Here is a 20171-nt window from a genome sequence, read left to right on the forward strand (position 1 = left end):
AAGAGGATAAAAAAACAGTCGGCCATCAAGCCAACTGTTTTGAATAAAATATTTACGCTCGCTTCTCAACTAAGGCTCCTTCATTTTGAATGAAGAAGGCAGAAATAAAGGCAAATATACTTACAATAAATCCAAAGAGGAAGAGATGGTGAATACCCTCCATAAAGGTGGAGCCACTATTTAATAAGGAGCCCATAATAGTAACACCAATCGCGGTTCCCATGTTTCTGCAGAACATAAAGAAAGAGGTGGATATTCCTTTTTCATGGTTTCCAACTAATGCTTGAGAGCCGATAACACCAACAGTACTTAGCAAGCCAAATGCTAGTCCCTGAATAATCATTAGGATAAAAACATACCAGAACCCATTTGACTCATTTAATAATACTAATAAAATTCCTGAAAGCAAAAGCAACGTATTTCCGATTATTAATAGAATGCGATAGCCATATTTTAATATCCATTTACCAGCTGGAACCGACATAGCCATCCATCCAATCGACATACCAAGGAGAGAAACACCGCTCCATAAAACAGAGAGCCCTGCCTGATTTTGCAGGAATAAAGGAATATAGCTTGATGTTCCAAACAAAGCTAATGTTCCTACAAATCCGTTAAGAAAAATCCAGGTGATGGTTTTACTCCTAAAAATGGATAATGGAACAATTGGTGAAGCATGTCTTTTTTCGAAAAAATAAAATGTGATTAATAGAAGTATACCAACTATAGCAAAAATAAAAAGATAACTTTCTAGCACGGTAACTAGTAATACACAAGTTATTCCGATTCCAAATAGTGCTGCGCCAATATAATCAACCTGTGCCTTTTTAGGCTGATAGACTTCTTTATATGGAATCAACGTAAGTAGAGCAATAATACAAACTGGTAAATTAATATAAAAAATCCATCTCCAACTCAAAAATTCTACAAAAAGAGAACCGAGTGTAGGGGCCAATACAGCAGATAATGCCCACATGCCAGTAAACAACGCCTGGATTTTCCCTCTTTTTTCAATAGAAAAAAGGTCTCCAGCAATGATTGCAGGAAATGGCATCATGAATCCAGCACCCATTCCTTGCAACGCTCTAAAAATGACTAGCTGAGGCATAGTTGCTGCGATTCCGCATAAGAGAGAACCAATTAAAAAGACAATAATGCCAAAAGCAAACAGCTTCTTTCTTCCAAAAAGATCAGAAAGTCTACCGGCAATTGGCGAAAGAATGGTACTTGCTATCATATAAGCAGCAAAAGACCAGGCATATAATTCCGTACCGCCAAGCTCCTCTGCAATAATAGGCATGGTTGTGTTCATTATGGTCGTATCAATAGAGGCAATCAGCATAGCAAGAACAATGCTGCACATTACTAATATTCTACTTTTATTCATTTCAAAACCTCCCTATATTTCAAGAGAAAATTATAACGTATATTTCCTAAATAATATAGAGAAGGGAAGTGGTTTTAATTTTCGAATAAAAAAATAAGATCTAATAGTCAAGAGATACAAAGCGTAACCGTGCAGTTTTGTTAATAATTCGTCACTTTTTTACAATCTTTTGCATCTTGCATTGCAAGTTCAGAAGGGGTAAAATACCATATAGTAATGAGTGAGAATGTTGTCGATTTGATTGTCGATCACTTTTTTTGAGCATTTATAGAAAGGGTTGTCCAAATGGCAAACGAATTTCGTGTTTGCGACGATTGTCAGGCAGTGAATTTAAAAACGTTAGTACCACGTTTAAAGCAAATAGATCCAGAGGCAAAAATAGATATAGGCTGTCAATCCTATTGCGGACCTGGTCGCAAAAAAACATTTGCTTTTGTCAATAATCGTCCACTAGCTGCATTAACAGAAGAAGAGTTAATGGATAAAATCAATGCGAAGTTAAAAAAATAATAGAAACCTGTCTATTATTTTAACTTTCGATAGCAACAAACTTTACGAACATAGCCTTGTAAAACCAGAGGAGTTTCCACTAGATAGTTATTTTATGGAGAAAAAGATTATTTTTCCCTTTTTAAAATGCTTAAACGGAACCCTCTTTTTCTATCTTTAGAATATGGAGTGTACTCTAAATTACTAGAATAAATAAAAAATAGTCAATAGAACGAAAGAGAGTGAAGAAAGATGCCATATTCGACGGATAAGCTAAACGAAGAAAAAGTATTTAAAGATCCAGTCCATCGCTATATACATGTGCGCGATCGAGTAATATGGGATTTAATAGGAACAAAAGAGTTTCAGCGCCTGCGAAGAATTAAACAGTTGGGCACGACTTATCTTACCTTTCATGGTGCGGAACATAGTAGATTTAACCACTCTCTAGGAGTATATGAAATTGTTAGAAGAATAATCGATGATGTCTTTGAAGGCAGAGAAGAGTGGAATAATAACCAAAGATTGCTTTCTTTATGTGCTGCCCTCTTGCATGATTTAGGACACGGACCTTTTTCTCATTCATTTGAAAAAGTGTTTGATCTTGATCATGAAGAATTTACGCGTAGGATTATTCTTGGCAAGACAGAAGTAAATAAAGTTTTAACAAAAGTGGAAAAGGATTTTCCAAAAAAGGTTGCCGAAGTAATTGCAAAGACCTCGAAAGAAAAACTAGTAGTCAGTTTAATCTCCAGTCAAATTGACGCAGATCGCATGGATTATTTACTAAGGGATGCCTATTTTACAGGGGTTAGCTACGGGAATTTCGATATGGAGCGAATTTTGCGTGTGATGCGTCCCCGTGAAGATCAGGCTGTTATTAAGAAAAGTGGAATGCACGCAGTAGAAGATTATATTATGAGCCGCTATCAAATGTACTGGCAGGTATATTTTCACCCAGTAACAAGAAGTGCGGAAGTAATTCTTACAAAAATTCTACATAGAGCAAAATACTTACACGAGCAGTTCTACCCCTTTAAATATCACCCAATTCATTTTTACTCACTCTTTGAAGAAGAGACATCTTTAGAAGACTATTTGAAATTGGATGAAGCTATTATTCTCTATTATTTCCAAATGTGGCAAGAGGAAGATGATGTCATTTTAAAGGATCTTTGCCGCAGGTTTATGAATCGAAATCTTTTTAAATATGTAGAGTTTGATCCAGCTAAAGAGTATAAAAAACTTCAGGAACTATCTGGTTTATTTCAAAAAGCAGGGTTAGATCCAGAGTATTATTTGGTTGTGGATTCCTCTTCCGATCTTCCTTATGACTTTTACAGGCCAGGTGAGGAAGAAGAGCGGTTACCGATCCATCTCTTGATGAAAAATGGAGAAATCAGAGAGCTTTCCAGAGAATCAGAAATAGTCGATAGTATTTCTGGAAAAAGAAGAACAGATCATAAGCTGTATTTTCCAAAGGATATTCTGAAGGATGACAGTTCCAAAGGGAAAGTCAAAAATCAAATTCGTCAATTGTTAGATATTCAATAGATGCGTGTTTTAGGATTAAATGGAGTAGGAGATGACCCAATTTGTTAAAAGATCATGCCAAAGTAATGAAAGCAATTGCTGCATCGGGCGAAATTATTGGAAGAAAAAAGCTACAAAAAATGATATATATTGCGAAAAAGCTTGATTTTCCTTTTCATGAAAAATATCAATTTCACTTTTTCGGTCCTTATTCAGAAGAACTAACCTTGCGAGTAGAAGAATTATGTAATATGGGATTTTTAAATGAAGTAAAAGAAAAAAAAGGCGGATATTTCCAATATCGCTATACACTCACAGATAATGGTAAAGAATTTCTTACCCTTAATGAAGTAGAGATGCCAAACTTATCTCCTTGTCTAGAGGATATGAATGGCCAAAACTCAAGATTTCTTGAGCTTGTTTCCACCGTTCTATTTTTCGATACTTTATCGAAGGAAGAGGTAAAGGAAAAAGTTTTTACTTTAAAAGCAAAGCAAAAATATACAGAAGAAGAAATTGAGATAGCTTACGCATATATTGACAGTTTAAAAGAAAAAACGATTCATTAAATAAAAAGGCCGTCGAAAGCAAATTATTTCATTGCTTTTTGACGGCCTTTTTTAAGGTGATTGTTATTATTGATCACTTAGGCGCTTGCCAGCTACTGCATAATGGTTTGTTGGCATTTCCTCAATAAAGACAACAACTTTTTCTTTTGATGCACCTGTCGTCTCCACTACTGCTTCTGTTACTTTCTCTACTAGATTTCTTTTTTGATCCTCTGTTCTACCTTCTAGCATCTTTACAGTTACATAGGGCATGGTTAAAATCCTCCTTGGTTTTTGATTGTAGTTTTTCATATTTTTTGGAAAAGTGCAAGTCTCTACTAAAAAATGGTAGGTAAAATAGAGGCTACTTCACTTGATTTTTTCATAGGAGAAAGTATGAGTAAAATGTTTGTGGGTAGAAAATAATTTACCCTCTGGGTTTGGTTGGTGGTCGTTAGACCGCCAACCAAACGCAAGCGCGGTAGTATGAGCAAAAATAAAGAAAAAGGGACTTTCTTTTTGTATAGTAGTGTTTGCGGACAAAACATACAAAAGGAGAAAGTCCCTATGAAACAAAATACCATAAAACTACCTACATTAAAAGAAATAGAAAGTGATTTATTTAAAACATTACAGGAAACTTTTTCGGAAGTTCTCGAGGAGCTGTTAACTGGGTATGACAGAGAAATAGCTGAACAACGAGATAAAGGAAGATATCAACTCAAAGATAAGAGAGCGATTCAGATGGACACCTTATTTGGATCTGTTTCAATTAAGCGAAATTACTATTGGGATCGTATCGGCAACAAATATGTCTATTTATTAGATCAATATTTACAGTTTGAGGGCGGTAAAGGATTTAGTCCAGTTGTGGAAGAAATGGCGATGGAATTGGCGGTTACTGGGCCATCATACAGACATGCATCTTCTACGTTAGAAAAATTACTTGGATACTCTGTAGCTAGTCATGAAGCGATTCGTCAACATTTATTACAAACAGAAGTTGTACCGAGCTTGCCAATCGAACCAAAAAGAAAGGTATTATTTATCGAAGTAGATGGCTTATTTATTAAACGGCAAGGTGGTAAGAAGCGCGGACGAGAAGAAAAGATCGCAGCTATCCATGAAGGTTGGTCTATGAATGGAAAGAGAGCCAGTCTTGTGGGAAAACGGCATTTTATTCATAAAGCAGAAGCACCTTTCTGGGAAGAGTTAGAACAATTTTTAATGGATACGTATCATTACGATCCAACTACTCATCTTTTAGCTATCAATGGGGACGGAGCTAGTTGGATAACTGCGTGCAGAGAGTATTTTCAAAAGAAAGCTTTTTTCACGATAGACAGATTCCACGTAGCTCGAGAAATCCAACGTATTTTTAAAGAACATCCTAGATATAAAGCGATACGAAAAAAGCTAGCTAAGTATGATGGAGAGGGATTATTAGTAGAGTTAAATAGTGCAGTGGCGACCCTGGATACAGAGAAAAAAGAAGAACGATTAGAAGCATTAATTAACCAGCTTTCTCCATATCCCGAGGCACTTGGAGACTATAGAATTTGGTTACAGGAACAAGGAATAGATACGAGTGATATGCGTCCGATGGGCAGCGCAGAAGGAACCATGAGTGTGTTTGCCAAGCGTCTGAAAAACGGAAGGGCATGGAGTGAAAAAGGAATAGATGCATTTATTCGATTCATGGTTGGCTTAAAAGATGGATTAGATATTAAAACACTGATCGGAACAATGACGAAACGATTGGAAGAGAAGGAATCAAATCATATAAAACCAAAATACTACCGTGAAAAACTAACCAAAACAGCAGGACAGGCAACAAGACAAAACATTGCCTATTTGAGTCAAACAACAGGAAAGCCACTATATCATGCGTTAAAAGCATTACAAGGATTTTAAAAAGGATTGTCGACGTTTAACTGTAAACTGTATTCTAAAAGGTTATGGATTTTAACAACATAGAAAACGCAGAGTGGATTGGAGCGAAAGGCACTTGACTCCTGCGGGACATAGAGGAAAGGTCGAGACCCCACAGCCGGAACGGCGAGGAGGCTCGACTTCCTCCCCGCGGAAAGCAAGTGCCTGTAGCGGAAAGGAACGGTCTATTGATCCCAAAAAATTTTACGAAAACAGCCTGACTATAAATAGAGTAAGTATAGAAAGCGTTAACAATAGAGATAGCAAACACACTGAAAAAGAGAGAAATTCCGACGATAAAAAATTTCTCCCACAAATACTTGACTCAAACTAGGAGAAAGAATATTTTCCTTTCCAATTTATAATCATGTATAATTTTAAAAGGAAACATAGAGAGAAAAGAGACGTTTTCCATTGAACTCAGTATAGAGGGGAGCTAATCATTTGTTATTTTCGCAAAATTTGGCGGATTTGCCTTATATTGTTATATCTATTGTAATAGGTTTTACCATCCATGAATTTGCACATGCATTTGTAGCCTATAAATTTGGCGATCCAACAGCTCAAAAGCAAGGAAGGCTGACATTAAATCCCATCGTTCATATTGACCTAATTGGTGCAATTTTTATTTTGCTCGCAGGATTTGGATGGGCGAAACCAGTACCGGTTAATCGTCATTACTTTAAACGACCTAAGCTAGCTGGAGTATTGGTATCATTAGCAGGGCCTTTTAGTAACTTAATACTAGCTTTTCTTGGCTTTATCATTATTGCAATCTTAATAAAGTTAAATGTACCTATAGGAAGCAACTTTGATTTATATCCGTTTTTTCAAATTTTTATTTATATGAATTTATTACTCTTTGCATTTAATTTAATCCCTCTACCACCACTTGATGGTTACCGAATTATTGAAGATTTGGTTTCCTCTCGAGTGAGAGCGCAAATGTCAAAATATGAGGTATATGGTTCTATTTTATTTATTGTATTAATTGTTACAGGATTATCGAGCTATACGATATTCCCATGGATTGAGTTTGTACGAATCTTTTTTCTCAATCTGTTTAATCAATTATTATTTTAATCGCTCTTTTTCACAGAATGAAAAAGAGACGTTTTTTATACACCAGAATTTATTGACCTCAAAAGGAGAACGAAAACATAGCAGCTAATAAATTTGCAGGAGGAGTATGAAAAGTGGAAGGAAAAAAGAAAAAGACAATAGGTTTTAATATTATTAAAAATGACCCGACCGATGGGCATAAAGGCTTTGGAATTGGCAGTCTTAGTTTAGAAAATGTCTCTCCTGTTATTATTGATGTGGAAGAAGGAGAAGCAATCGTCGATATCGGTGCAATGCACGCAAGAAGTGCAGTAGAGCGTGGTATCAAATTTTTGAAAACGAAAGAAGAAGTTCCAAATGGTAAGCCTTATTGGCTAGTGTGGGTAACGATTGACCGCAAGCAAGAAGGACCATATTATGCTGGGGTGACAGCGTGTGAAATGACAGTAGACCGTTCCATTCGCAGAGGGTATAAGTCACTTCCAGAACATGTGAACAAGATGGATAAAAGTATGAAAAGACATATTATGGTCGATCATATGGATGATAAGTCCAAAAAGGTGCTTGCTGATTTCTTAAAAAAACATGATCAGCAACTATGGGATAATTCTTTAGACCAATTGAAAAAGGATTTAGCAGATTAATTTTTTGAAAATGTTGACAATGGAAAAGAAAAATGGATAAACTAAAAGGGAGTAAAAATAAAAAGCCCTTTTAAGGAGATTGTTTTATGAGTGTGAGTGTTCTTAACTAACCGTTAATTTTATACGGCCTTGAATTTTGTTAAAAAATCGGACTTATACCGGTTTATTTAGCATGCAAATTTCAAGGAAGGTTAAGAATAAGCCTCATAGCAAGCAATAGATGGTATAAGCTATGGCATATTTGTCATAGCTTTTTTACTTTATTGCGAAGGATTTCCTCATGCCGCTTAAAGCGGATAGGTCTACCCCTGAAAAAAGCCAGTGAGCGTTTGTTCATGCTGGCTTTTTTTATTTGGCTGTGGTCGATCGCCAACAAACTTTACGAAAAAAGTCATTTATTTAAAGAAAACAGGAGGTTATAAAAATGAATCAGCAGACATTTGAAGTACTAGGATTTCATAGGATTTTAGAGGAAATAGAAACTTTTGCGAAAACTAATTTAGCGAAAGAAACAATCCAGAAAATTCGCCCAATGCAGGATATAAGAAGAATGGAACAATCGTTAAAAGAAATAGAAGAGGCCATGAAAATATTAGAAATATCAAGCAGTGTGCCCATTCATACACTAGATGAAATGTCCCTTTATCTTAATCAGGCGAAGAAAGGAATCTATATTCGAGCAGATCAATTCCCGTTTATCATTTCCTTTTTAGAGCATTGTACAAAGCTAAAGCAGTTTATGCGTGATAAAGAATATGTCGCGCCGAATGTCTCTCTTTACGTTCAATCCATCCCTGATGTTCGAGAGCTTACAGAAGAAATAGCGAGATGCATTAGACACGGGAATGTCGATGACTATGCCTCCGGTGACTTAGCATATTTAAGAAGACAGCTGTCTATCTTAACAGACAGAGTAAAAGAAAAAGCAAATCAACTTGTGAAATCCAAAAAATATGCAGGCTATCTGCAAGATAAAATAGTATCAGAACGTAGTGGTCATCTAACTCTATCCGTAAAAAGAGAATATCGTACGAAAATCCAAGGTAGTGTATTGGATACCTCAGCATCAGGAGCAACACTTTTTATCGAACCACTCGAATTAGCAGATATGCAAGCAGAAATCGAAACATTGAAACTTTCAGAAGAGTATGAGGTTGAGCGGATTTTATATGAATTAACGGAAAGACTTTTAGGCGAGGAAAAGGCAATTCAATTAGCCATCGAAACAATGCATTATTATGATGTTTTATTTGCGAAAGCAAAATATAGCAGATCCATTGAAGCAAAGTCACCTGTTTTAACAGAAGACTATACGATTCATTTAAAAGAAGCCCGCCATCCAATGCTTGGTGAGAAGGCTGTTCCTTTAACCATCTCATTTGGAGAAGAGCATCGGGCATTAGTAATAACCGGTCCGAATACAGGGGGAAAAACGGTAACATTGAAAACGATTGGTTTATTGACAATGATGGCTCAGTCAGGTTTACTTATTCCTGCAAAAGAAGGCAGTAAAATAGCGGTCTTTCAGCATATATTTGTGGATATTGGCGACGGACAAAGCATTGAACAAAATTTAAGTACGTTTAGTTCCAGACTAGTGAATATTATTGATATTTTAAGAACGACCAATGATCGCTCTCTTGTATTACTTGATGAGCTGGGATCAGGTACAGATCCTGGAGAAGGGATGGCACTGGCGATTGTTATTTTGGAACAGCTTTATCAAAAAGGGGCAACATTATTTGCCACAACTCATTATAGTGAAATGAAAGAATTTGCAGATCAAACAGAAGGTTTTTTAAATGGAACGATGGAATTTGATATCGATACTCTGCGACCGACGTATAAGCTATTATTGGGGCAAAGCGGAAGAAGCCAAGCATTTGAAATTGCAAGCAAACTAGGTTTACACCCTAAACTTATTGAAAAGGCCCATGAAATAACCTATAAAACACATCGGAATTTTCAACAGGAACAACGGTTAGACGATGCGGATTATAAACAGCAAATCGTTGTTAATAAATACGCTCGAAATACATTGGGGAAGAAAACGGTTGATATCCCTCTTTCTCAGGAGCCGATTTTTGAACAAGGAGATAATGTAATTCTTACAGAGACCATGGAGATGGGAATTGTTTACAAAGGGCCAGATGCACAAGGAAGATATGTAGTACAGGTTCGCCAGGAAAAAAGAACAGTTAACCAAAAACGATTAAAGCTATATATAAAAGGAACAGAGCTCTATCCGGAAGATTATGATTTTGATATTCTTTTTAAATCAAAAGAATATCGAAAAATAAGCAAACAGCAAAAAAGAAAATATGTGGAAGACGTATGGCTGGAGGAGGAATAAGAGGGAGATTGAGTTAAATTGTCTGAAAGGCAGTTTTGGCAAAAAGAAGACTGTAGAGATGATAGAGAAGGTAAGTCTATGCCTGCCGAAGCGAGAAAAGGGAAAACGGGGTAACAGAGAAGTCACATCTAAGCCCATCAAAGCAAGAAAAATCCCGCTAAGGTAATACTGAGAAGTCTCACTATATTATTAATATGAACAAAAAGAAGCTGGGACAAAACTAAATAACTAATCTTTAAAGACGAACAATCTTTAATTTATCGCTTAAATAAAGCTACTTTCTCATGATGGTTATCTATGTTTTTAAATCTAGATAAGTGTAAAAACTAAGTCGTTCCATTGCGCTACGGACGCTCGATGCGCCGGGGAGGAAGCTAAGCCTCCTCGCTGCGAGGGCACTGAAAAACCGATGATTTTTAAATCCTAAAAATCATCGGTAAATCTGTTTTCTAGTTTTTTATGTCTTATTTCCACATATCTCCATATATGAAAGGTGAATTTCCTAAATCCTTCAATTCCTCCCCTTATTTTTCGTTCATTAACTTTAGAATTCTTTTTAAATTCACCGCAAATATGGTGGTGGCCCCTTGAATCTGCATACCAAATAAACCCGAGGAAGTTGCTTTTTTCAACCCGTGTCTGTTCTTTAATTCATTATTTTTCGCTTCTATTTTATATCGTTCTTTTGCCATTTTTTTGAATTCTTCTGTCTTTTGGAATGCCTCTTGTTCCAAATGAGTATTGGATTTAATCGTAACGGAAAACGACTTTGTTTTCGCTCCTTCTTTATAACACCCATTTTTAAATGGACAAACTTTACACTTCTCAACATCAAAAAAATATTTTAGTTGCGGATTTCTGTTTTCATCTTTTTCTCGTTTCTTTTTTCCTTTTTTAATGGCTAAGTGACCAGCGGGACAGGCATACATATCGGCATCTTTGTTAAATTCAAATCCCGTCTTACGATGAGGTTGTCCATTGGTTATTACTGGGTGTAATTTTGAAACAAGCTGCATGTTATTTTCCTTGGTATATTCTAAATTTTCTTTTGCAGAATATGCTGTATCTCCTAAGATAGTTTCTACCTTCATTCCTGCTTCATTTGTCTTTTCCACTAGCTCTTTTAAATACTTTCCATCTCCTTGTTCTCCAGAGGTAATAACAGCGGCAGTCACAATACGTTCATCAGACATGGCAATATGCGTTTTATAGCCGTGAAAGGCATGGTCAGCGGATTTATAACCTGTTCTCGCATCTTCATCACTGGAATAAGACGACTGTTCCTGGAAATCTTCTATTATTTCCTTTAATCCATTTACTTTTTCACGTACAGCTGGAATGTGTACGACCTTTGCCTCCTGTTCTATTACTTCTACTAATGCGGAACAATAGGCAAGCTCCTTTTCTACTTCATTCGAAGTAGGTTTGGCCGGAAATTTTTCCTTTATCGATTCATCGAACGAATAAATTAACTTTCGTACTTTTTTGGCTTTCTCTTGTAAATATTCTTTCGGTGATTTATTTCGATAACGGGAAAGGGTATGGGTGGCGTCTACGATAATCGTTTTACTCGTGATTATCTTCTTTTCCACTGCGATTTCTACTGTTTTCCCAATTAATAAGTCTAATAAAGCAATATCTTGAAGCCGCATTCTCCGAAATTTCGTTAGGGAGCTTGGATTGATCACTGGATCTTCTGGAGCCATATCTAAAAAATATTTAAAGGACATATCATACTTAGAACGTTCCACCACATCGATATCGGATAAATCAAAGATTACCTTTAAGAGTAGGTATTTAAACATACGGATTGGTGGGATAGCGTTTCTTCCATTATCCAAACAATACTTGGATGTTAGTTCCTCCAGGATAAAGGAAAAGTCAACCAAATCATTTATTTGGCGAAGCATGTTATCTTTCGGAACAACTAAATCGTAGATAAACATATATGGACTTAAGTTTAATGTCTCTTGTTTTTCAAGCATAAAATACTCCCCACCAACGTTTTTTTCCATTATATAAGAAAAAGGGGGAATATGGGGAGAAATTCCGCATATCCCCCCTTTTTTTGGGAGTTTTTCCAAATTAAATAAGAATTTATTTATTTGAAAGCGAATATTAAGTTGGTTTGGAGAGGTGACCGCTTGACTCCTATGGGAGCAGCGAGAAAGTCCGAGACCCTGCAGGAGCGTAGCGACGAAGCGGCTCGGCGCTCGCCCCATGGAAAGCAAGTGGTCACCTCGGAAAACAATTTACACATCTAAGTTTAAAAGGCGGTTACGACCAATCATCAATAGCTATCAGTTTTTCAGTGGTCTCCTCGCTGCGCTGCGGGGTCTCAGCCTTTCCTCTATTTCCCGCAGGAGTCGAGCGTCCTCCGCTCCATTTCACTTCGTTTTTAAACCTTTTTCTAAAAAACAAACACGAACTATAATATAATTAAATTACATTATAGTTCGTGTTTGTTGTTGATTGAAATACTTATGTCCCAGCCTCTTTTCAAACTTTATTCCTACCAAGGCAGAATCCGTTTATACCAGGGCACTTTTTCTTTTGTTTTTTCATTGTTTGCTGGTTTATCACTAGAATCGTCTTTTGGTAAATCAGCGCAATATTCTGTTGGAACAGTTTCTTTTGTAAAATACATCATTCTTTTTGTTTCACAGGCATCTGTTGCAAGTTTTCCGCTCTTAGGATCGATGTACACTCCAACAGTACCTTTTGTAGGAATAAAGCCCTTGATTGGTTCCTCTTTTAAGCTTTGTTCCATAAATTGCACCCACACTTTTTTGGCATAGGTTTTATCAGCAGTTAACGTAATTGGTTCCCCTTGATCATAACCAGTCCAAACAGCTGACACTAGTTGTGGGGTATAACCAATCATCCAGCTGTCTGATTCAGTAGAACCAGATTTGCCGGCATAAATTCTTGTTATCTCATTTTTAACAGTACTTCCTGTTACAGATGCATAGCCATTCAGATTAGGATCAAACATGCCTGTCATCATTTGGTTCATCACGAACGTTAAGTCCGTGTCTAAAACCTTTTCCTTCTTCGCCTTCTGTTCATAAAGTATCTGCCCGTCATTTGTCTCGATTTTTGTAATGAAAACTGGAGAAACACTATTTCCTCCGTTTGCAAACATACTATAAGCATTTGTCATATCGATTACGCGAACATTGGATGTTCCAAGAGCGAGAGACGGTACCTCCTGTAAATCGGTTGTAAGTCCGAATTTTTCTCCTGTTTTTACTAATGTATCTTGACCTAAAAATAGATGGGTTTTAACCGCATAAACATTATCGGAAACCGCTAGCGCTTGGGCCATTGTTATATTGCCATCTGCATATTTATTATTAAAATTATGCGGAGTATACGGATCCCTTCCATCATCAAAACGGAAGGTTGTTTTCTCGCTGCTCATCATCGTAACAGGAGTAAAGCCGTGTTCAAGTGCTGCATAATATAATAAAGGCTTTATCGTAGAGCCAGGTTGACGAGTCGCTTGAATGGCTCTATTAAAAGGGCTTTGTTCATAATCTCTGCCACCAACCATTGCTTTAACAAACCCAGTAGATGGATCCATGGCAACAAAGCCTATTTGTATATCGCTATCCTTATCTATCGTGTGGCTAATTGTTTCCTCTGCAATTTTTTGCTGTTCCGTATTCAAGGTTGTATACACCCTTAAGCCACCTAATTCGATCGTTTTGTCATCCAAGTGAAGCTGGTTTTTAAGAATGTTTTTAACGGCATCTTGAAAATAAGGAGCTGTTTCCATACTAGCATTTGGAAACTTTCCTACGAGAGAGAGCTCTTCATTAAAAGCGATTGTTTTATCCTCTACTGTTATATAGTCATTTTCAATTAAAGAATTTAGGATGATACCTTGTCTTTTCTTCGCATTTTCCATTGATGCAAAAGGGGAATAAAGACTTGGTCCCTTTGGTATTCCAGCAAGCATGGTTGCTTCAGCTAACGTAAGCTCTGATGCTTCTTTTCCAAAGTAATATTGACTTGCTGCCTCTGCTCCATAAGCTCCATGGCCATAGTAGATTGTATTTAGATATCCTTCAAGAATTTCATCCTTTGTATAAAATATTTCTAGACGGAGGGTGTAAAAAGCTTCCGCAATTTTTCGCGTCCATGTCTTTTCATGCTCTAAAAATAAGTTTCGGGCGTATTGCTGAGTAATCGTGCTTGCCCCTTGTACCTTTGCCATTGCCTTAATATCAGCTAAAATTGCTCCACCAATCCGTTTATAATCAAAACCATGATGGGAATAAAAATTCTTATCTTCAATAGAAACAGTAGCATCCACTAAATAGGGACTAATATCATCAATGGACACCCAATATCTTTTTTGCCCATTACTGGTTTCTCCAATAATACTGCCGTTATCTGAGTAATAAATGGTAGATTGAGAAACGGCTAGAGGAGGAGGTCCTAATGTACGAGCATATACATATATACCAATAAAAATGATGCTTGCGGTTATCATGAAAAGGAGCCCTAATATGATGAATAAGCGTAAATACTTACCAGAGTTCTTTAATTTATTTACAATGACCTCCAAGTGCATGACACCTCCTTAGGTTGATCTTCCTTCTTTTTTTATCGTTTTCCACGAATCAATAAATAGATAGCACTAGTATGTGGTAAAGATTGGTGTTTTAAACATTTTTATCATGGAATATAAAAAAATTTCTTTGCATTTTTGTAAATATCCACTATACTTTTTTCGTGTTTGTTATTTGTTTGATTGGGAAGTATAAAAAGAAGGTTGTTTTCATAAAAAGTGTTTTTTAAAGGTATGCCTTACTAGTCTTTAGTTGGTTGGAGCAGAGGTTATTGACTCCTGTGAAAAAGCAGTATGGGCCATAATTGGAATGAATCACAAAAGACAATGAATCTTCTAGATTATAAGTACTTTAACCAATCAAATGAATGGAGGATATGAAAAATGGGAATTTGGTTTACGGAGAAGCAGACAGATCATTTTGGTATCACGATGAAAATCAAACGTACATTACATACAGAACAGACACCGTTTCAAAAGCTAGATATGGTAGAAACAGAAGAGTGGGGGAATATGCTGCTATTAGATGATATGGTAATGACATCTGTTAAAGATGAATTTGTTTATCATGAAATGGTAGCCCATATTCCGTTATTTACACATCCAAACCCTGAGAAAGTTCTCGTTGTTGGTGGCGGTGATGGCGGTGTCATTCGAGAAGTTTTAAAACATCCAAGTGTCAAAAAGGCGACGCTTGTTGATATTGATGGTAAAGTAATTGAATATAGTAAGAAGTTTTTACCAGAAATAGCAGGGAAGTTGGATGACCCGCGCGTAGATGTCCAAGTAGGCGATGGATTTATGCATATTGCCAAAAGTGAGAAGGAATATGATGTGATTATGGTCGATTCCACCGAACCAGTAGGGCCAGCTGTTAACCTCTTTACAAAAGGTTTCTATGCAGGGATAGCGAAAGCATTAAAGGATGATGGTCTTTTCGTTGCTCAAAGCGACAACCCATGGTTTAAAGGAGATTTAATTCGTTCTGTACAAAGAGATGTAAAAGAAAATTTTCCAATAACCAGATTATATATCGCCAATATTCCAACATATCCAAGTGGCATGTGGGCGTTCACGATTGGTTCCAAGAAATATGATCCATTACAGGTACCAGAGAGTCGTTTCCATTCTATAGAAACAAAATATTATACAAAAGAACTACACAAAGCAGCCTTCATTTTGCCAAAATTCGTTCAGGATCTTTGTGAGTAGGGGACAGCAGCTTATTGTTCGAGTTGTCTGGGAATAGAAAAAGGAGTGATTACTAATGCGTTTTGATGAATCGTATTCAGGAAATGTATTTATTAAAAGTTATCCAAATTATGAAGAAAGCCAAGTAGTATTATACGGAATGCCAATGGATTGGACTGTTAGCTTCCGTCCAGGTTCACGTTTTGGTCCTGCGAGAATTCGAGAGGTGTCTGTTGGGTTAGAAGAGTACAGCCCCTATTTAGATAGAGAGCTAGATGAAGTAAAATACTTTGACGCAGGTGATATCCCGCTTCCATTCGGAAATCCGCAACGAAGCTTAGATATGATTGAAGAATTTGTGGACAAAGTAATCGGAGATAATAAATTCCCACTTGGAATGGGTGGAGAGCATTTAGTATCTTGGGGTGTATTCCAAGCGATGTATAAAAAATATCCAGATTTAGCAATCATACATATGGATGCTCATACAGATCTTCGCGATGAATATGAAGGAGAGCCACTTTCCCACTCTACACCAATCAAAAAGGTAGCCAATCTAATTGGTCCAAAAAACGTTTATTCCTTTGGTATTCGTTCAGGAATGAAAGAAGAGTTCCAATGGGCAAAAGAAGTAGGAATGCATATTTCGAAGTTTGAAGTATTAGAGCCATTAAAAGAAATCCTGCCAACACTTGCTGGCAGACCAGTATATGTAACGATAGATATTGATGTTTTAGATCCAGCACATGCACCAGGTACTGGTACAGTAGATGCAGGTGGAATCACTTCTAAAGAATTACTAGCGTCTATTCATGAAATTGCTCGTTCTAATGTTCAAGTAGTTGGAGCAGATTTAGTAGAAGTAGCGCCAATCTATGATCCATCTGAGCAAACAGCCAATACAGCAAGTAAATTAATCCGTGAAATGCTTTTAGGATTTGTAAAATAAGAAATCTTACACAGTAGCCGAACCTAAATCAAGGGAAAGCTAACTGCTTAAAATGAGGCCGGGACATAAGTATTCCAGCCCAGGTGAAAGCCAAACAATTACACGAAATTTCGTATGATTGTTTGGCTTTTTAATTAGCTTTTTAAAAAGCTGTTTCAGTTGGATCACCCGCAGCCTGAATACACTCCGCTTTCCGTGGGGCTCACGCTGAGCCGCGGTCTGCCTTTGGCCTGCAGGGTCTCAGGCTGTCTCGCTAATCCCACAGGAGTCTACGTGTATTCAGGCTGCTTCATATCTCCTACTAATTTATTTTTATTAAAAAAACAATATTTTTTTAGGAAATTGCCTTTAATAACGGAGTGGAATGGAGCGGAAAACACTCGACTCCTGCGGGAAATAGAGGAAAGGCTGAGACCCCACAGGCGAAGCCGAGGAGGCTCAGCTTCCTCCCCGCGGAAAGCGAGTGTTTGTAGCGCAATGGAACAAAATAGTTTATACACCTGACTATATTTAAAACATAAATAACCATTGTATAAAAGGAACCTTTATTTAAGCGCTAAATTAGAGATTTTTCATCTTTACAGATTGGCTATTTAGTTTTTTTTCAGCCTCTTTTTTATCTCCTCTACCATATAAATCACAACAATATCCCTCTAAACATTTCCAACGTAAAATCAGATTTGATATGTTAAGATATAGAAAAATTGAAAGGTTTAAGCAACTTTTAGAGGGGATGAATCTGGAAAGATAGATTAGAACATAGCATCATTTTGATAAAGCGAGGGAATAAAATGGGAAAGAAGATTTTTGTTCTATTAATTGGAGTATTGATTTTATTTACAGGATTTCACACGGCAAATACTGCCCAAGCTGCCAGCAAAAAAACGAAATATGTCACAGCAAGCACGCTTAATATAAGAAGTGGAGCAAGTACCTCGCACAAAGTAGTCACGATGGTAAAGAAAAATCAAGCAGTGACAGTGACACAAACAAAAGGTTCTTGGGATAAGGTGACCGTAGGAAAGAAAACGGGATGGGCGTCCAATAAATATTTAACAACAAAGAAGCCGGTAGCAAAAGCAACAACTGCAACGAAAACAATGTATGTGACAGCAAGTACATTAAATGTGAGAAGTGGTGCAGGTACTAAGTACAAAATAGTTACGACAGTTAAAAAGAATCAATCATTAAAAGTAACCCAAACAAAAGGAACGTGGAGCAAAGTAACGGTTGGAAAGAAAACCGGTTGGGTATCAAGTAAATACCTAACAACGAAAAAACCAGCAGCTCCCAAAAATTTAGCTGCAGGTTTAAAAACAGTAGGGAAAAACAAGCAATTGATTCTTGTCACATCAAATGGCTATAATACATCCACTGCTGAAATTCGTACATTTGAAAAGAATGCTAAAGGGGAATGGGTTCCAGTTTTAACTATGGCTGGACATATTGGTAAACTTGGCATCACCTCTGATATGAAGGAAGGCGGAAAAAAATCACCTATAGGGAAATTTACAATCGGAACTGCCTTTGGAACAGCAAAGAGCCCTGGAACCAAATTACCATATCGGAAAATTACTAATGATGATGTGTGGGTAGATGATCCAAAATCGAAGCTATATAATACATGGCAATCAAAAAAGAAAACAAAGGGTCAGTGGAAGAGCGCAGAAAACATGAATGTACCAGCCTATAAATATGGATTTGTTATAAACTATAATACCAAACGTATTCCGAATAAAGGCAGCGCAATCTTCTTCCACATTGCAAATAGCTATACCCTCGGATGCACAGCAACTTCCGAAGCGAACGTTGTGAAGATTCTTAAATGGTTAGATCCTTCGAAAAATCCAGTAATTATTCAAACACCGATTCAAGAGTTAAACAAATATTAAAAGAAGAAACCTACAGGACTCCCTGTAGGTTTTTTAGTTGTAGTTCTTAAACATTTGACGGTATGAGTAAAATGTTTGTGGGTAGAAAATAATTTACCCTCTGGGTTTGGTTGGTGGTCGTTAGACCGCCAACCAAACGCAAGCGCGGTAGTATGAGCAAAAATAAAGAAAAAGGGACTTTCTTTTTGTATAGTAGTGTTTGCGGACAAAACATACAAAAGGAGAAAGTCCCTATGAAACAAAATACCATAAAACTACCTACATTAAAAGAAATAGAAAGTGATTTATTTAAAACATTACAGGAAACTTTTTCGGAAGTTCTCGAGGAGCTGTTAACTGGGTATGACAGAGAAATAGCTGAACAACGAGATAAAGGAAGATATCAACTCAAAGATAAGAGAGCGATTCAGATGGACACCTTATTTGGATCTGTTTCAATTAAGCGAAATTACTATTGGGATCGTATCGGCAACAAATATGTCTATTTATTAGATCAATATTTACAGTTTGAGGGCGGTAAAGGATTTAGTCCAGTTGTGGAAGAAATGGCGATGGAATTGGCGGTTACTGGGCCATCATACAGACATGCATCTTCTACGTTAGAAAAATTACTTGGATACTCTGTAGCTAGTCATGAAGCGATTCGTCAACATTTATTACAAACAGAAGTTGTACCGAGCTTGCCAATCGAACCAAAAAGAAAGGTATTATTTATCGAAGTAGATGGCTTATTTATTAAACGGCAAGGTGGTAAGAAGCGCGGACGAGAAGAAAAGATCGCAGCTATCCATGAAGGTTGGTCTATGAATGGAAAGAGAGCCAGTCTTGTGGGAAAACGGCATTTTATTCATAAAGCAGAAGCACCTTTCTGGGAAGAGTTAGAACAATTTTTAATGGATACGTATCATTACGATCCAACTACTCATCTTTTAGCTATCAATGGGGACGGAGCTAGTTGGATAACTGCGTGCAGAGAGTATTTTCAAAAGAAAGCTTTTTTCACGATAGACAGATTCCACGTAGCTCGAGAAATCCAACGTATTTTTAAAGAACATCCTAGATATAAAGCGATACGAAAAAAGCTAGCTAAGTATGATGGAGAGGGATTATTAGTAGAGTTAAATAGTGCAGTGGCGACCCTGGATACAGAGAAAAAAGAAGAACGATTAGAAGCATTAATTAACCAGCTTTCTCCATATCCCGAGGCACTTGGAGACTATAGAATTTGGTTACAGGAACAAGGAATAGATACGAGTGATATGCGTCCGATGGGCAGCGCAGAAGGAACCATGAGTGTGTTTGCCAAGCGTCTGAAAAACGGAAGGGCATGGAGTGAAAAAGGAATAGATGCATTTATTCGATTCATGGTTGGCTTAAAAGATGGATTAGATATTAAAACACTGATCGGAACAATGACGAAACGATTGGAAGAGAAGGAATCAAATCATATAAAACCAAAATACTACCGTGAAAAACTAACCAAAACAGCAGGACAGGCAACAAGACAAAACATTGCCTATTTGAGTCAAACAACAGGAAAGCCACTATATCATGCGTTAAAAGCATTACAAGGATTTTAAAAAGGATTGTCGACGTTTAACTGTAAACTGTA

At 36.9% G+C, this 20171-nt stretch carries 15 protein-coding genes; 11 read left to right on the top strand and 4 right to left on the bottom strand.

Annotated features, from left to right (window positions below):
• Window positions 1-52 precede the first annotated feature (52 nt).
• Entirely contained in the window at window positions 53-1387 is a 1335-nt protein-coding gene (locus tag ACWNMZ_RS21145) for an MFS transporter (RefSeq protein WP_109769466.1), read from the bottom strand.
• A gap of 285 nt (window positions 1388-1672) precedes the next feature.
• On the opposite strand from ACWNMZ_RS21145, the gene ACWNMZ_RS21150 reads away from it, so the two are divergent.
• From ACWNMZ_RS21150 to ACWNMZ_RS21160, 3 genes are all read left to right on the top strand, one after another.
• A complete protein-coding gene (locus tag ACWNMZ_RS21150; protein ID WP_031540080.1) occupies window positions 1673-1897 on the top strand; it encodes a DUF1450 domain-containing protein in 225 nt (74 codons plus the stop codon).
• A 231-nt stretch (window positions 1898-2128) separates the two neighbouring features.
• Window positions 2129-3430, top strand: a complete 1302-nt coding sequence (locus tag ACWNMZ_RS21155; RefSeq protein WP_449598876.1) for an HD domain-containing protein — start codon at window positions 2129-2131, stop codon at window positions 3428-3430.
• A gap of 41 nt (window positions 3431-3471) precedes the next feature.
• Window positions 3472-3978 carry a YwgA family protein gene (locus tag ACWNMZ_RS21160; protein WP_031540078.1) on the top strand — a complete coding sequence of 169 codons (507 nt, stop codon included), beginning with the start codon at window positions 3472-3474 and terminating at the stop codon, window positions 3976-3978.
• 66 nt (window positions 3979-4044) lie between these two features.
• Here the strand turns inward: ACWNMZ_RS21160 and ACWNMZ_RS21165 are convergent, their stop codons facing one another.
• Complete coding sequence (locus ACWNMZ_RS21165; RefSeq protein WP_031540077.1) at window positions 4045-4230, bottom strand: 2-hydroxymuconate tautomerase; 186 nt, start codon at window positions 4228-4230, stop codon at window positions 4045-4047.
• Window positions 4231-4524: 294 nt separating this feature from the next.
• Here ACWNMZ_RS21165 and ACWNMZ_RS21170 point away from each other — a divergent pair, with 294 nt between their 5' ends.
• From ACWNMZ_RS21170 to ACWNMZ_RS21185, 4 genes are all read left to right on the top strand, one after another.
• On the top strand, window positions 4525-5871 hold the full coding sequence (locus tag ACWNMZ_RS21170) for an ISLre2 family transposase (protein ID WP_048717475.1): 1347 nt from the start codon (window positions 4525-4527) through the stop codon (window positions 5869-5871).
• Window positions 5872-6333: 462 nt separating this feature from the next.
• The gene (locus ACWNMZ_RS21175) at window positions 6334-6972 is read left to right on the top strand and encodes a site-2 protease family protein (RefSeq protein WP_031540076.1); all 639 of its coding nucleotides are present in this window, start codon (window positions 6334-6336) and stop codon (window positions 6970-6972) included.
• 113 nt (window positions 6973-7085) lie between these two features.
• Window positions 7086-7595 (top strand): YwhD family protein, encoded by a 510-nt coding sequence (locus tag ACWNMZ_RS21180; protein WP_031540075.1) that lies wholly within the window; start codon window positions 7086-7088, stop codon window positions 7593-7595.
• 424 nt (window positions 7596-8019) lie between these two features.
• Entirely contained in the window at window positions 8020-9948 is a 1929-nt protein-coding gene (locus ACWNMZ_RS21185) for an endonuclease MutS2 (RefSeq protein ID WP_031540074.1), read from the top strand.
• 524 nt (window positions 9949-10472) lie between these two features.
• Here the strand turns inward: ACWNMZ_RS21185 and ACWNMZ_RS21190 are convergent.
• Window positions 10473-11933 (bottom strand): IS1182 family transposase, encoded by a 1461-nt coding sequence (locus tag ACWNMZ_RS21190; RefSeq protein WP_449598492.1) that lies wholly within the window; start codon window positions 11931-11933, stop codon window positions 10473-10475.
• Between the two features lie 527 nt (window positions 11934-12460).
• On the bottom strand, window positions 12461-14524 hold the full coding sequence (locus ACWNMZ_RS21195; RefSeq protein ID WP_284561755.1) for a transglycosylase domain-containing protein: 2064 nt from the start codon (window positions 14522-14524) through the stop codon (window positions 12461-12463).
• 387 nt (window positions 14525-14911) lie between these two features.
• Between ACWNMZ_RS21195 and speE the strand changes: the two genes are divergently transcribed.
• The 4 genes from speE (at window position 14912) to ACWNMZ_RS21215 (ending at window position 20139) form a co-directional block, all read left to right on the top strand.
• Complete coding sequence (gene speE / locus ACWNMZ_RS21200) at window positions 14912-15739, top strand: spermidine synthase (protein WP_031538968.1); 828 nt, start codon at window positions 14912-14914, stop codon at window positions 15737-15739.
• 55 nt (window positions 15740-15794) lie between these two features.
• On the top strand, window positions 15795-16667 hold the full coding sequence (speB, locus tag ACWNMZ_RS21205) for an agmatinase (protein WP_031538966.1): 873 nt from the start codon (window positions 15795-15797) through the stop codon (window positions 16665-16667).
• 791 nt (window positions 16668-17458) lie between these two features.
• Window positions 17459-18559 carry an SH3 domain-containing protein gene (locus ACWNMZ_RS21210; protein ID WP_031538965.1) on the top strand — a complete coding sequence of 367 codons (1101 nt, stop codon included), beginning with the start codon at window positions 17459-17461 and terminating at the stop codon, window positions 18557-18559.
• A 233-nt stretch (window positions 18560-18792) separates the two neighbouring features.
• Window positions 18793-20139: an ISLre2 family transposase gene (locus ACWNMZ_RS21215; RefSeq protein WP_048717475.1), complete on the top strand. Its 1347-nt coding sequence runs from the start codon at window positions 18793-18795 to the stop codon at window positions 20137-20139.
• The last annotated feature ends 32 nt before the right edge of the window (window positions 20140-20171 follow it).

The organism is Niallia sp. Marseille-Q9988, from assembly GCF_976954375.1.